Genomic DNA, 14,132 nt, shown 5'->3' on the forward strand with positions numbered 1-14,132 from the left:
CCGCACCTGCGCTACAGCACGTAGACGAACAGGAACAGCATCAGCCAGACCACGTCGACGAAGTGCCAGTACCACGCGGCCGCTTCGAACCCGAAGTGGTTGTCGCGGGTGAAATGACCCTTGGCCGCGCGCAGCCACATCACCGCCAGCATGATGGTGCCCATCAGCACGTGCGCGCCGTGGAAGCCGGTGAGCATGAAGAACGTGGAGCCGTAGATGCCCGACCCCAGGGTGAGGTTGAGCTCCTTGTAGGCGTGGATGTATTCCTCGGCCTGCAGGGTGAGGAAGAACGCGCCCAGCGCGATGGTGATGCCCAGCCACACCAGCAGCTGGCGGCGGTGACCGGCCTTGAGCGCATGGTGGGCGATGGTGAGGGTGACGCCGGAGGTGAGCAGGATCAGGGTGTTGATCAGCGGCAGGCCCCAGGCCGGAATGGTCTGAAAGTGGCCGCCGATGCCGGCTGGCCCGTTGGTCGGCCATGCGGCGGAGTAGCCGTCCCAGAGCAGCTCGTTGGTCATCACCCCGTCGCCCTCGCCGCCCAGCCACGCCAGGCCAAGGGTGCGGGTGTAGAACAGCGCGCCGAAGAACGCACCGAAGAACATCACTTCGGAGAAGATGAACCACACCATGCCCATGCGGAACGAGCCGTCCACCTGGCGGTTGTAGTGCCCGGCCTGGGATTCGCGCACCACGTCGCTGAACCACCAGAACAGGGTGAGCACCAGCATGGCCAGGCCCACGTAGAAGGTCCACTTGCCCCAGCCGGCGTCGTTGAGCCAGCTGGCCACGCCGACCATGGTCACCATCATCGCAATGGAACCGATGAAGGGCCACTTGCTGTGGGTGGGCACGAAGTACACGTTGGCATCGGGACTGTGCTGGGCCATGGTCGGTATCCGTAAGACGGTCAGGGCGCGGAACGGGCAGTAGCCGGCGGCTGGGCCGCGACCAGCTGCGCGCTCAGCGCGTCGTTCTTGTAGAAGGTGTAGGACAAGGTGATGGTGGTCACGTTGGCCGGAAGATCCGGGTCGACGATGAAACGCACCGGCATGTCGCGCTTCTCCCCCGCCTGCAGGGTCTGCGCGGTGAAGCAGAAGCACTCGGTCTTGCTGAAGTAGCCCGACGCCTTGGCCGGGGCCACGGACGGCACGGCACTGCCGACCAGCGCGTGGTCACTGTCGTTGCGGGCGAAGTACAGGGCTTCGTTGAGCTCGCCGGGTACCACGTCCATGCTCAGCTGTTCGGGATGGAAGGCCCACGGCAGGTGCGAGTTCACGCCGCCGTCGAACTCCACCCGCACGGTGCGCTGCTTGCCGACAGCGGTGCCGGCCATGTCGCTGCCCGGCCCGCGTTCCAGGCGCACGCCGAAGATCTTCTCGCAGGCAATGCGGTACAGCGGCACCAGCGAGAACGTCAGCACGAACACCGCCACCACCACCGCGATCAGGCGCGGCAGTCCGGCTGTGGGTGACGCCTTGGCGGGCTGCACCTCGCTCACCGCCCGATCACCCCGCTCAGAATGAAACCGAGGTACACGGCCACGGCGACGGCACCGACCACCACCGCGGTACGACGGGCGCGGCGGCGGCGCAGGGCCAGGTCATCGAATGCGGACGGCGTGGGGTTCATCGGCAGCCTCAATGGGTGACGTCGTCGTGGGCCAGATCACCCGGGCGGATGACCGGCGGCACGGTGAAGGTATGCGCCGGAGCGGGTGACGGGACCGTCCATTCGAGACCACGCGCGCCTTCCCAGGACCGGTCGGCGGCCTTTTCGCCGTTGCGCAGCGAGGCAATCAGGATCGCGGCCATCATGAACGGGGTGACGAACATGCCGAACGCGCCGATCGAGCTGATCAGGTTCCAGTCGGCGAAGGCGACGTTGTAGTCGGGAATACGGCGCGGCATGCCGGCCAGGCCGAGGTAGTGCTGCGGGAAGAACAGCAGGTTCACGAACACCACCGACCACCAGAAGTGGAACCGGGCCCACTTCTCGCTGTACATGCGCCCGGTCCACTTCGGCCACCAGTAGTACACCGCGGCAATCAGCGCGAACACCGCACCGGTAACGAGCACGTAGTGGAAGTGCGCGACCACGAAGTAGGTGTCGTGGTACTGGAAGTCGGCCACGACGATGGCCAGCATCAGCCCGGAGAAACCGCCGATGGTGAACAGGATGACGAAGGCGACCGCCCACAGCATCGGCGCTTCAAAGGTAAGCGACCCGCGCCACATGGTGCTGACCCAGTTGAACACCTTCACCCCGGTGGGAATGGAGATGAGCATGGTGGCGAACATGAAGTAGATCTCGCCGCCCAGCGGCATGCCCACGGTGAACATGTGGTGCGCCCAGACGATGAACGAGAGGAAAGCAATGGCGGCGATGGCGTAGACCATGGCCTGGTAGCCGAACAGCGGCTTGCGGCTGAAGGTGGGAATGATCTCGCTGACCACGCCGAAGGCGGGCAGGATCATGATGTAGACCTCGGGGTGACCGAAGAACCAGAAGATGTGCTGGAACATCACCGGGTCACCGCCACCGGCGGCATTGAAGAAGCTGGTGCCGAAGAACTTGTCGGTGAGCAGCATGGTGACCGCACCGGCCAGCACCGGCATCACCGCGATCAGCAGGAAGGCGGTGATGAGCCAGGCCCAGCAGAAGATCGGCATCTTCAGCAGGTCGATGCCGGGCGCACGCATGTTGAGCACGGTGGCGATGATGTTGATCGCGCCCATGATCGAACTGATGCCGGCCACGTGGATGGCGAACACGGTGAAGGCGACGTTGTAGCCGCCCTGCAGCGACAGTGGCGGGTACAGCGTCCAGCCACCGGCCGGTGCGCCGCCTGGCAGCAGGAAGGTCATCAGCAGCAGGCTGAAGGCCACCGGCAGCAGCCAGAACGACCAGTTGTTCATGCGCGGCAGGGCCATGTCCGGCGCGCCGATCTGCAGCGGCACCATCCAGTTGGCGAGGCCGACGAAGGCCGGCATGACGCCGCCGAAGATCATCACCAGCGCATGCACGGTGGTGAGCTGGTTGAAGGTTTCGGGTTTGACGAACTGCAGGCCCGGCTGCATCAGTTCGGCGCGGATGATCACGCTCATCGCGGCACCGATGATGAACATGATGAAGCTGAAAATCAGATACAGGGTGCCGATGTCCTTGTGGTTGGTCGAGAACAACCAACGCTGGACGAAGCTCTGTTGATGACCGTGATGCACGTCGTGATCAACTGCGGTATGCGCCATTGCCACTACACCTCATTGGTTCCGCTGGTAGCAACGCGCACCGTGCGGTGCGCGCGATGGGAATTCAGACTTGTTCCGGAGCCGGCGGCGCTGCTTCAGGCGCGGCTTCTGTGCCTTGTAGAGCCGGGCTCTGCCCGGCTGCCGGCGGCGCGGCCTCCGGTGCCGGTGCTGGTTCGGCGGGCTTGGGCCGCTTCTCCGCCAGCCACTTCTGGAAGTCTTCTTTGGACACCGCCTCGACCACGATCGGCATGAACCCATGGTCCTTGCCACACAACTCCGCGCACTGGCCGCGATACACGCCGACCTGCTCGATGTTGGTCCAGGCCTCGTTGATGAAGCCCGGAATGGCGTCCTGCTTCCAGCCCAGCGCGGGCACCCACCAGGCGTGGATGACGTCGTCGGAGGTGATGACGAAGCGCACCTTGGTGTCGACCGGCAGCACCAGGCGGTTGTCCACGTCGAGCAGGTAATGCGGGTGGCTGTTGCGGTCCGGCACCTGCCCGCTCTGGCGCACGCGGTCGGATTCGCGATCCAGGCGGCTGGTGAAGCTGACGTCCTGGCCCAGGTATTCGTACTTCCACATCCACTGGTAACCGGTGACCTTGACGGTCATTTCCGAATCACGGGTGTCGTAGAACTTGATCAGGTTGGCGGTGGCCGGCCACGCCATCACCACCAGGATGAGCACTGGAATGACGGTCCAGATGATCTCGGCCTTGGTGTTGTGGCTGAAGGTGGCGGCGACCGCCCCCTTGGACTTGCGGAACTTGAAGATGGCGTAGCCCATCGCGCCGAAGACCAGCACGCCGATGATGGTGCATACCCACAGGGAAAACATGTTGGATTCCCAGGCCAGCCGCGAGCTCTGGGTGACCCCCTTGCCCATGTTCAGCTGCCACGGCTTTGGATCGGCCGACTGGGCCAACGCCAATACCGGTGCGCTCAACGCGCCCCCGAACCCCACTGCCTTTGCAAACGTCGTACCCCACTTCCTGCGTTGCTTCATTGCCTAGACCCTTAGCGTCGTCGGTTGCAGCCATCGCTGGCCGCGAGCAAGCCTTCTGGACGTCGGGTGCAGGCACTGCCTCCACACGCGCCGGTATCGAGCGCCCGTGGGGGACGCGACTCGATGGTAGCCCTGCTTTCGCGCGAGCCGCAAGGGTCCATTCACATTTTCAGCAATGTTGCAACACAGCATGACCTCGGCGGCGGTTTTGACGAATTCAGCACAGTTCATGAAGGCCTGTCGGAATCGGCTGAATCCCCCTCCATTAAAGGCTATGCGCCGGATCCACAGGGCCGCCGGGGAGATGTTGCGCCGGCAAAAAAACGCATAAAATGGTCAAGTTCTCCACGAGCCTTCCGGCATGACCGCACCTTCCGCCCATCCCCCCGCAGCGGCCGCCGCTGCTGCCTCCCGTCCGGCCCTGCTCAGCCCCGAGCTGCCGCCCGTGCCCAATCCGTTCCGCCAGGCGATCACCGATGCCTGGATGAAGGATGAGGCCAGTCACGTCACCGAACTGCTGGCCCAGGCGCGTCTGCCGGCCGATGAGCAGGCCCAGGTGCAGGCCACCGCGGCCGATCTGGTGGCCCGGGTACGGGTGCGCGCCAAGGACCAGGGCGCGATCGAGGCCTTCATGCGCCAGTACGACCTGGGCAGCGAGGAAGGCGTGCTGCTGATGTGCGTGGCCGAGGCGCTGCTGCGCATTCCCGACCAGGACACCGCCGACAAGCTGATCCGCGACAAGCTGGGCGAGGCGGACTGGAAGAAGCACCTGGGCGGCAGTGACTCGGTGCTGGTGAATGCCTCGACCTGGGGCCTGATGCTGACCGGCCATATCGTCAACATCAACGACGCGACCCGCGCCGACGTGCCGGGCGCGTTCGCGCGGCTGATGGGCCGCGTCGGCGAGCCGGTGGTGCGCCTGGCAGTGCGCCAGGCGATGAAGATCATGGGCCATCAGTTCGTGATGGGCCGCACCATCGAAGAAGCGCTGTCGCGCTCGCACAAGGGCGACAACGCCAGCTACCGTTATTCGTTCGACATGCTTGGCGAAGGCGCGCTGACCATGAAGGACGCCAAGCGCTATCTGGAAGACTACCGCCGCGCGATCCACTCCATTGGTGGCGACCACAAGGCCCGTGGCGGCCGTCCGGACGGCGACGTGAACTCGGCCCCGGGCATCTCGATCAAGCTGTCGGCGCTTTACCCGCGCTATGAGCACGCCAAGCGCACGCGCGTGCTGGCTGACCTGGTGCCGGGCGTGCTGGAACTGGCACAGCTGGCCAAGTCGTACGGCATCGGCTGCACGGTGGACGCCGAGGAAACCGACCGCCTGGAACTGTCGCTGGACATCATCGAGGCGGTGGTGAGCGACGCTTCGCTGGTGGGCTGGGAAGGCTTCGGCGTGGTGGTGCAGGCGTACCAGAAGCGCACCCCGTACACGATCGACTACCTGGCCGACCTGGCCCGCCGCATTGGTCGCCGCCTGCAGGTGCGCCTGGTCAAGGGCGCGTACTGGGACGCGGAGATCAAGCGTGCGCAGATCGACGGCCTGCCGGCCTACCCGGTGTTCACCCGCAAGCAGAACACCGACGTTTCGTACCTGGCCTGCGCGAAGCGTCTGTTCACCCATGCCGACGCCATCTACCCGATGTTCGCCACCCACAACGCGCACACCATCGCCGCGGTGAAGGCGATCGCCAAGGGCGGCCAGTACGAGCACCAGAAGCTGCACGGCATGGGCGACGACCTGTATGCCGAAGTGGTGCCGGCCAACCGCCTGAACGTGCCGTGTCGCGTGTATGCGCCGGTGGGCTCGCACGAGGACCTGCTGCCGTACCTGGTGCGCCGCCTGCTGGAAAACGGCGCAAATTCGAGCTTCGTCAACCGCATCACCGACGAAGACGTGGCCATTGACGATCTGATCCGCGATCCGGTTGAAGCCGTGTCTTCGTTCGATTCCATCCCGCACCCGAAAATCCCGCTGCCGGTTGACCTGCTGCGCAGCCAGAACCACGACAGGAAGAACTCCATGGGCGTCAATCTCGCCAACGACAACGATCTGCGCGCTCTGGCCGAGCAGCTCAACGCGGCAGTGAAGCCGTGGCAGGCCGCGCCGCTGGTGCCGGGTGCACAGCCGACCGGCGCGCTGATCAACGTGATCAACCCGGCCGACAACCGCCAGGTGGTGGGCCAGTGGCAGCCGGCCGACAGCGCGACGGTGGAGAAGGCGCTGGTGAACGCGGTGGCGGCCCAGCCGCAGTGGAACCGCACGCCGGCCGCGAGCCGCGCGGCGATCCTGGAACACGCCGCCGACCAGCTGGAAGCGCGCCTGCCGGAGTTCATGGCGCTGTGCGTGAAGGAAGCGGGCAAGAGCCTGCCGGACAGCATTGCCGAAGTGCGCGAGGCGGTGGACTTCCTGCGTTACTACGCCAAGCAGGCACGCGAGCAGTTCGGCCACGCCGAGAAGCTGCCGAGCCCGACCGGTGAATCGAACGAACTGCAGCTGCACGGCCGTGGCGTGTTCGTCTGCATCAGCCCGTGGAACTTCCCGCTGGCGATCTTCCTGGGCCAGGTGGCAGCGGCGCTGGCAGCGGGCAACAGTGTGATTGCCAAGCCGGCCGAGCAGACCAACCTGATCGGCTACTACGCAGTGCAGCTGCTGCTTGAAGCGGGCGTGCCGGCCGGCGTGGTGCAGTTCCTGCCGGGCGACGGCGCAACGGTGGGTGCGGCGCTGACCGCCGATCCGCGCGTGGCGGGCGTGGCGTTCACCGGTTCGACCGACACCGCACGCGCCATCAACCGCGCGATGGCAGCGCGTGATGCGGCCATTGGCGTGCTGATCGCGGAAACCGGCGGCCAGAATGCGTTCATTGCCGATTCGTCGGCACTGCCGGAACAGCTGGTGAAGGATGCGATCGGTTCGGCGTTCACCTCGGCTGGCCAGCGCTGCTCGGCGGCACGCGTGCTGTTCGTGCAGGACGACATCGCCGACAAGGTGATGACGATGCTGGCGGGCGCGATGGCGGAGCTGAAGGTGGGCGACCCGGGCCTGCTGTCGACCGACGTGGGTCCGGTGATCGATGGTGACGCGCTGCAGATCCTGCGCGACCACACGGTGCGGATGGAGAAGGAAGCGCGCCTGATCGCGGCGGCGGAGCTGAGCGAAGCGGCGGCACACGGCACGTTCTTCGCACCGCGCGCATACGAACTGAAGAACCTGGACCAGCTGCACAAGGAGATCTTCGGGCCGGTGCTGCACGTGATCCGCTGGAAGGGTGACCAGCTGGACGCGGTGATCGACCAGATCAACGCGACCGGCTATGGCCTGACCCTGGGCGTGCATTCACGCATCGATGAAACGGTGGACCGCATTTCCTCGCGGGTGAACGTGGGCAACGTGTACGTGAACCGTAACCAGATCGGTGCGGTGGTGGGCGTGCAGCCGTTCGGCGGCCAGGGCCTGTCGGGCACGGGCCCGAAGGCCGGCGGCCCGCACTACCTGCTGCGCTTTGCCACCGAGAAGACCGTGACGGTGAACACCACGGCTGCCGGCGGCAACGCCTCGCTGCTGACGCTGGGCGACTGATTTTTCGCTGTTATTGCCTGCACGAAAAGGCCCCGCATTCGCGGGGCCTTTTCTTTGATGCCTCCGTGCGAAAAGCCGGTGGCCACCGAAGGTCACAAGCCGCAAGCACGCTCCGGTAGGGTCGGTCGACAGACGACCGCCGTGAAATTCTCCACGCCCGGTAACGCATGACCCCGGAACGAAACGGCGGCAGTTACCGAACCACCATCAATTTCCGCCAATGCCGGTACGCCACCAACGCATTGATCCAGAACCCGACATACAGAATCGACGTGAGATGCAGCCCACGGCTGTAATACAGCGGCACGGCAATGCTGTTCACCAGCAGCCACACCCACCACGATTCCAGCTTGCGCCGCATCATCAGGAACTGGGCAATGACACTCAGCACCAGCACGGCCGAGTCCACAAACGGGGCATAGGCATCGGTCAACCGATGCAGCATCCAGCCATACCCGAACGTGCCGACCACCGCCACCGGCACCAGCCACACCCAGGCGCGCGGACGCACCCGGGTGATGGGCAGCGGTGCGCCATGGTCGCCGCGCAGCCACTGCCACCAGCCGAGCACGCTGATGGCGATGAAGAAGAACTGCAGCACCATGTCGGCGTACAGATGGTTGTGCTCGAACACCAGCGCGAACAGGGCGCAGCCGACAATCCCCATCCACCAGGTGTGGACGTTGTTGCGTCCGGCCAGCAGGATGGACCCTGCGACCATGACATTGGCAGCGATTTCCAGCTGGAAGTTGGGGTCGGCGAGGTTCATGGGCGAGGTTCGGGTCTTACTCGTTGACGATGGAGCTGATCTCGTCGCTCATCAGCAGGTTGTCGCCACTGTAGCGCTGGAATATTCTGGGCGAGGAGCTGGCGGCCGCTGCGGTCGTGCACGGTGGCGCTGCTGACGCCACCACCGGAGGTGGTCACGGCCAGTGCCGGCTCGCCGGCCACGGTGGCCTCGCTGGTCGACAGGGTTTCACTGCCGTTGGACCAGGACACGCCCGGGGTCAGGGTGAAACAGGCGGCGAAATCACCGGCAGCGAAGGCCGGGGCAGCAAGGGCGGACACGCCCAGGGCCAGGGTGGTGCGAAGCAGAACAGACGACATGCGGTTTCCTTGTCATGAAGCATCAAGCGATCCGTGCGCCGCGCGCGGGCAGAGCCGGGCGCACGGTGAGGGGCGATTGTACGCGGCTGTGGCATGATCAGCCCATGCGCCCGAATGTCCTGCCGTTGTTGCTGGCCGTGTGCCTGTGTGCCGCGCCGATCGCCGTTGCCGCGCCGACCGAGCGCGTGCTGGTGTTCACCCACACCGCAAAGTTCCGCCACGACTCCATTCCCACCGCGGTCAGTACGCTGCGCCTGCTGGCCGGTCGTGAGCGCATGGCGGTGGACCAGAGTGAGAATCCGGCGGACTTCAACGCGGCCAATCTGGCCCGCTACAAGGTGGTGGTGTTCGCCAATACCACCGGCGACGTGCTGGATGCGGAGCAGCAGCAGGCGATGGAAGGCTTCATCCGCGCGGGGTGGGGGCTTCGTGGGTGTGCACTCTGCGGCCGATACCGAATACGACTGGCCTTGGTACGGGCAACTGGTGGGCGCGTACTTCCGCAATCATCCGGAGGGGCTGCAGTTCAGCCGCGTGCAGCCCGAGCGCGACGGCAAGCCGGTGGGCACGTTCTGGCCGGTGCGTGATGAGCTGTACAACTACCGGAGCAATCCACGCGGGACCGTGCAGGTGATCGCAACGGTGGATGAGCGCATGTATCGGGGCGGAACGATGGGAAGCGATCACCCGATCGCCTGGTGCCATGCGTTTGATGGCGGTCGCAGCTGGTACACCGGGTTGGGGCACGACACGGCGGTGTACCGGAACCGGGATTTCCAGGCGCACCTGCGGCAGGGGTTGTTGTATGCAGCGGGGCGGAGCAGCGAATGTTGACGGACCGCGTAGCCACGCAGGGCGTGGCTCTACGGCAGACATGAAAAAGGCCCCGCGTTTGCGGGGCCTCTTTTTTCAGCTTATTGCGATTAGAACTTGTACTGGAACGAAGCGGCCAGCACGTCGCCACGGACCTTGTACTTGCCCTGCAGCGAGTTGCCCTGGTTGTTGGTGCTGCCGGCAATGTTCACGTTCGGGTCGCTGGTGAACAGGTGGGTGTAGCCGAAGTTGTATTCAGTGTTGGCCGACGGGGTCCAGCCCACGCCGAACGACAGCCACTTGCGGCTGGTATCCGGCACGCGCACGTCGCGGTGGGCGTCGGTGGTCGGGGTCTGGTCGTAGGCCACACCAGCACGCAGGGTGACAGCGTCGCTCAGCTTGTAGTCGCCACCCAGCGAAACGAAGGTGGTGTCGCGGTAGCTGAAGTCCAGCACCGAGTCCGGCTGGGCCGAACCGTAGTCGATGGTGACGCTGTCGAAGGCGGTCGACCACGCGGTACGGGTGACGTCCGCCATCATGGTGAAGCGGTCGGTGAAGTTGTGGGTGACGCTGAAGGTGGCCGAGGCCGGCAGGGTCACGGTGGCCTTGCCCGAGGTGGTCACGAAGCGACCCGGCTGGGCCACGGCCAGCACCTGTGCAGCTGCCGGCGGCACGTCGAAGGTGGCGTCGCCGCCGGTGATCTTGTGCTCGACCTTGGAACGGTAGCTGATGCCGATGTGGGTGTTCTCATCGACGCTGAACAGGCCGCCGACGGTCCAACCCACGGCGTTGTTGTCGCCTTCCATGGTCAGCTTGCCGTCGGCGCTGCCCGGGGCGAAGCCCGGCACGCGGGACTGGGCCAGGGCGGTACCGAAGTCGATGTTGTTGCTCAGTTCGATGGTCAGGTGTTCAACGAACACCGACGCGCCGAACGACACGTACGGATTGACGTCGTACGAAGCGGCGAAGCCCAGGTCGATCGCCTTCAGGTCGGTCTTCAGGCCGCTGTAGCGACCCACCCAGCCGTTGTCGTAATCGGTCTTGAAGCCGAACGGTGCGGTCAGCGAGACGCCGAAGTGGGCCTTTTCGCCGATCGGCATGTGGAAGTAGGCGGCCGGAACCGGGGCGATCATGCCGGCGTCGCCGCCGTCACCGCCGGTCTGGGCCTGGCCGGTCGGCTTGCGGCCGGTGCCTTCAAATTCGGCCTTGAAGCTGATGGCGCTCAGGTCACCCTGGACCAGGGTGCCGTCGAGCTGGCGCATGCCGGCCGGGTTGACAGCGATGATCGAGGCGTCGCCGGCGGCGCTGCCGGAACCGGCAAAGGCGCGGCCGAGGCCCTTGGCGCTGTTTTCCTTCAGCTGGAAGGCGGCGGCGTGGACGTGGCCAACGGCCAGGGCACCGGCGATGCCGACGGCCAGGGCGGTGACGCGGGCAAGCGTGGAAGCAGTTTGCATCGTGTTTTCTCTCCGGATTTGCGGTGATGATTGGCAACGCGCGCCTGCACGCTTTCCCACCCGCAAAGGCCGGAAAACATGCGCCGGAGTCCCCTCCCGACATACGACGCCGTATGCGAGTATACCCAGACCGGTTAATGAAACAATAACGCGATAGGCGTATTCGGCCATTCAGCCTGAACGCCTCCTTACCCCGTTTCGACCTGCTCCGCGTTAGGCTGCACCCGCATGTTCGTGTCCCTGCCCTCCCGCCGAAAAACCGCCCTGCGCTGGGCCACGCCGCTGCTGTTCACGTCCTTGTGGCTGGCGTTCCTGTGGTCGATCTCGCGCCCGGGCGATGCCCGCCGCAGCCTGTGGCTGGACTGGGGTGCCCTTTCGACGGGATTGACCCATCCGCAGGACTGGTGGGCGACCTTGCAGGACGGCAGCGTGCTGCGCCTGTTCACCGCGCTGTTCCTGCACGCGGACTGGTCGCACCTGCTGGGCAACCTGGTGTTCCTGTTGATCTTCGGGTTGCCGGCCGAACGGGTGCTGGGCCCGTGGCGCTTGATCCTGCTGTTCCTGGTGGGCGGAGCCATCGCCAACCTCACCGCGATCTACACGATGGGCAACCCGGACCAGATCATCATCGGTGCCAGTGGCGCGGTGTCGGCGCTGATCGGTGCGTACCTGGCGCTGTTCCCGGGCGCGCGGCTGGGCGTGGTGATCCCGCTAGGCCTGTTCCTGGAGTTCGTGCGCGCCCCGGCTTACCTGCTGATCGGCGTGTGGGCCGCGCTGCAGGTGGTGTTCGCGTACATCGGCCCGAGCTTCGGCATGGTGGCCTGGTGGGCGCACATTGCCGGCTTCGCGTTCGGGCTGGTGTATGGCGTCTACGTGCGGGCGGCCATCGCGCGCCGCCTGCGCAAGCGCCACGGGTTTTGAACGTTCCTTGGAACATGGCATTGCAGGACGCCCGGTAGCGCCGGCCGTTGGCCGGCCCGCCGGGCGATTCCGACGTTCATGAGGGCCGGCCAACGGCCGGCGCTACCGTCACGGATTCGGAGCAGGCTTGGGTTCCGCGGCAGGCTTGGGCTCCACAGCGGGCTTTGCTTCCACGGCCGGCTTCTTCGCCGCTTCCGCCTTCTGCTTCGCCGCCACCGAACCCGGCTGCTTTAACTCGGCCAATGCGTCATTGATCGGACCGTCGCCGGGCAGCACGTCGCCGGCGGCGTAACCTTCGCCGCCCTCGTCATCACCGCGCAGGTGGCCCGGCAGGGTGGCCTCGCTGTAGTCGCTCAGGCTGGCGGGCAGGTCGTCGTCGCCGTCCTTCTTTTCCGGCAGCAGGACTACGTCCGGAACAATGCCGGTGGCCTGGATCGACTTGCCGCTGGGAGTGTAATAGCGCGCGGTGGTGAGCTTGACCGAGTCGCCGTTGTCCAGCGGCAGCACGGTCTGCACCGAACCCTTGCCGAAGGTCCGGCTGCCGACCACGCGGGCGCGGCCGTTGTCACGCAGCGCGCCGGCCAGCACTTCAGAGGCACTGGCCGAACCGGCGTCGGTCAACACCACCACCGGTGCCCCCTTGAGCAGGTCGCCCGGGGTGGCGTCGAATCGCGCGTCGCTGATCGAGATGCGGCCGCGGGTACTGACGATGTTGCCCTTTTCGAGCAGGTCGTCTGCCACCTGCACGGCGGCGGTGAGCAGCCCACCGGGGTTGCTGCGCAGGTCCAGGACCAGGCCCTTGAGCTGTCCACCGGACTGCTTCTGCAGTTGGGTCACATGCTTCTGGAAGTCCGCCCCGGTGTCGGCCTGGAACGTGCTCAGCCGCACATAGCCGTAGCCGGGTTCGAGCAGGCGACTGCGCACGCTGGTGACGCGGATGGTCTGGCGGGTAATCGGCACATCAAACGGCTTGGCCTTGCCTTCGCGCACGATGGTGAGCACGACCTTGCTGCCGGCCTTGCCGCGAAGCGGTTCGGTGGCCTCAATGGCGCTGATCGGCTTGCCGTCGATGGCGATGATGAGGTCGCCGGCAAGAATGCCGGCCTTGGAGGCCGGGGTGTCGTCGATCGGCGCGATCACCTTGAGGCTGGCGTTGTCAGGCTGCTGCTGCAGTTCCACGCCGATGCCTTCGTACGCACCTTCGGCCTGTTCGTCGAAGGCTTCGGCATCTTCCTTGTCGAAGTAGGTGCTGTGCGGGTCCAGGTCCAGCAGCAGGCCGCGGATGGCCGACTGCATGAGCTTCTTGTCGTCGACCGGGTCAACGTAGGCGGCGCGTACTGCGTTGTACACGCCCACGTAGCGGCGGATCTCTTCAAGCGGAATGCGCGAGGTCACCGCCTCTTCGCTGGTGGCCGCGTCGCTCCCGCTCTGCGCGGCCGGTGCGGTCTGCTGTGCCCAGGTCAGCGCCGGCAGCAGAGCCAGCAGCAAGGTGGCGGAACGGGCTACACGCATGAAGCACTCCAAAGTGTGCGGGGAAACATCGTCCCGATTATGCGCGAAGCAGGGGTAAATTCCCGTTGAACGTCACCGCCGCTGCAGCCATGAGGTGGGATCGACCGGCTGCCCGTTGCGACGCAGTTCAAAGTAGAGCGCAGTGACGCCCTGCCCGCCTGAGTTGCCCACCTTGGCCACGGCATCGCCCTTCTTCACCGCCGAACCGGCGTCGCGCAGCAGGGTGTCGTTGTGGGCGTACAGGCTCATGTAGCCATTGCCATGGTCGACGATGAGGATCATGCCGTAGCCGGTCATCCAGTCGGAGAACACCACAGTACCGTCGGCGACCGCCGTCACGGTGCTGCCGGCGTTGGCTCCGATCAGCACACCGCTGCTGGTGCGGCCATCCGGCAGCTTGCCGCCATAGCGCGCAAGCAGATTGCCCGACAGCGGCCAGCCCAGCCCGCCGACCTTGGGGGCCGGTGCGCTCGCCACCTTGGGCG

General features: G+C 65.7%; 13 protein-coding genes and 1 pseudogene. 4 read left to right on the plus strand and 10 right to left on the minus strand.

Features of this window, described 5'->3' with window-relative positions; translation table 11 throughout:
- Positions 1-11: 11 nt before the first annotated feature.
- The 5 genes from EGJ34_RS09595 to coxB all read right to left on the minus strand — a co-directional run bounded on the left by EGJ34_RS09595 (position 12) and on the right by coxB (position 4,254).
- Positions 12-887 (minus strand): cytochrome c oxidase subunit 3, encoded by an 876-nt coding sequence (locus tag EGJ34_RS09595; protein WP_125360267.1) that lies wholly within the window; start codon positions 885-887, stop codon positions 12-14.
- Positions 888-907: 20 nt separating this feature from the next.
- The gene (locus EGJ34_RS09600; protein ID WP_125360268.1) at positions 908-1,498 is read right to left on the minus strand and encodes a cytochrome c oxidase assembly protein; all 591 of its coding nucleotides are present in this window, start codon (positions 1,496-1,498) and stop codon (positions 908-910) included.
- Positions 1,495-1,629 (minus strand): hypothetical protein, encoded by a 135-nt coding sequence (locus EGJ34_RS22705; protein WP_260476950.1) that lies wholly within the window; start codon positions 1,627-1,629, stop codon positions 1,495-1,497. Before EGJ34_RS22705 ends, EGJ34_RS09600 begins: the two co-directional genes overlap by 4 nt.
- 8 nt (positions 1,630-1,637) lie before the next feature.
- Positions 1,638-3,248, minus strand: a complete 1,611-nt coding sequence (gene ctaD, locus EGJ34_RS09605; RefSeq protein WP_125360269.1) for a cytochrome c oxidase subunit I — start codon at positions 3,246-3,248, stop codon at positions 1,638-1,640.
- A gap of 64 nt (positions 3,249-3,312) precedes the next feature.
- Positions 3,313-4,254: a cytochrome c oxidase subunit II gene (coxB, locus tag EGJ34_RS09610; RefSeq protein WP_125360270.1), complete on the minus strand. Its 942-nt coding sequence runs from the start codon at positions 4,252-4,254 to the stop codon at positions 3,313-3,315.
- A 361-nt stretch (positions 4,255-4,615) separates the two neighbouring features.
- Here coxB and putA point away from each other — a divergent pair, with 361 nt between their 5' ends.
- On the plus strand, positions 4,616-7,840 hold the full coding sequence (gene putA, locus EGJ34_RS09615) for a bifunctional proline dehydrogenase/L-glutamate gamma-semialdehyde dehydrogenase PutA (protein ID WP_125360271.1): 3,225 nt from the start codon (positions 4,616-4,618) through the stop codon (positions 7,838-7,840).
- Positions 7,841-8,033: 193 nt separating this feature from the next.
- Here putA and pnuC read toward each other — a convergent pair whose 3' ends face one another.
- Positions 8,034-8,609, minus strand: a complete 576-nt coding sequence (pnuC, locus tag EGJ34_RS09620) for a nicotinamide riboside transporter PnuC (RefSeq protein WP_125360272.1) — start codon at positions 8,607-8,609, stop codon at positions 8,034-8,036.
- Positions 8,606-8,947 (minus strand): hypothetical protein, encoded by a 342-nt coding sequence (locus tag EGJ34_RS09625; RefSeq protein WP_125360273.1) that lies wholly within the window; start codon positions 8,945-8,947, stop codon positions 8,606-8,608. Before EGJ34_RS09625 ends, pnuC begins: the two co-directional genes overlap by 4 nt.
- Positions 8,948-9,051: 104 nt before the next feature.
- Between EGJ34_RS09625 and EGJ34_RS22710 the strand changes: the two are divergent.
- Both EGJ34_RS22710 and EGJ34_RS22715 read left to right on the plus strand, forming a co-directional pair.
- Positions 9,052-9,285, plus strand: a pseudogene (locus EGJ34_RS22710) (ThuA domain-containing protein); the annotation flags it as partial.
- Positions 9,286-9,322: 37 nt separating this feature from the next.
- Positions 9,323-9,781, plus strand: coding sequence for a ThuA domain-containing protein (locus tag EGJ34_RS22715; RefSeq protein WP_260476951.1), 459 nt, complete (start codon positions 9,323-9,325; stop codon positions 9,779-9,781).
- An 89-nt stretch (positions 9,782-9,870) separates the two neighbouring features.
- On the opposite strand, the gene EGJ34_RS09635 is transcribed toward EGJ34_RS22715, so the two are convergent.
- On the minus strand, positions 9,871-11,214 hold the full coding sequence (locus EGJ34_RS09635) for an outer membrane protein transport protein (protein WP_125360274.1): 1,344 nt from the start codon (positions 11,212-11,214) through the stop codon (positions 9,871-9,873).
- A 228-nt stretch (positions 11,215-11,442) separates the two neighbouring features.
- Here EGJ34_RS09635 and EGJ34_RS09640 point away from each other — a divergent pair, with 228 nt between their 5' ends.
- The gene (locus EGJ34_RS09640) at positions 11,443-12,135 is read left to right on the plus strand and encodes a rhomboid family intramembrane serine protease (protein ID WP_125360275.1); all 693 of its coding nucleotides are present in this window, start codon (positions 11,443-11,445) and stop codon (positions 12,133-12,135) included.
- Positions 12,136-12,243: 108 nt separating this feature from the next.
- On the opposite strand, the gene EGJ34_RS09645 is transcribed toward EGJ34_RS09640, so the two are convergent.
- Positions 12,244-13,647 (minus strand): S41 family peptidase, encoded by a 1,404-nt coding sequence (locus EGJ34_RS09645; RefSeq protein WP_125360276.1) that lies wholly within the window; start codon positions 13,645-13,647, stop codon positions 12,244-12,246.
- A 72-nt stretch (positions 13,648-13,719) separates the two neighbouring features.
- A partial coding sequence (locus tag EGJ34_RS09650; protein ID WP_148100484.1) for a peptidoglycan DD-metalloendopeptidase family protein occupies positions 13,720-14,132 on the minus strand: 413 nt, incomplete at its 5' end.

Source organism: Stenotrophomonas sp. 278, from assembly GCF_003935715.1.
Lineage (GTDB): Bacteria > Pseudomonadota > Gammaproteobacteria > Xanthomonadales > Xanthomonadaceae > Stenotrophomonas > Stenotrophomonas maltophilia_AH.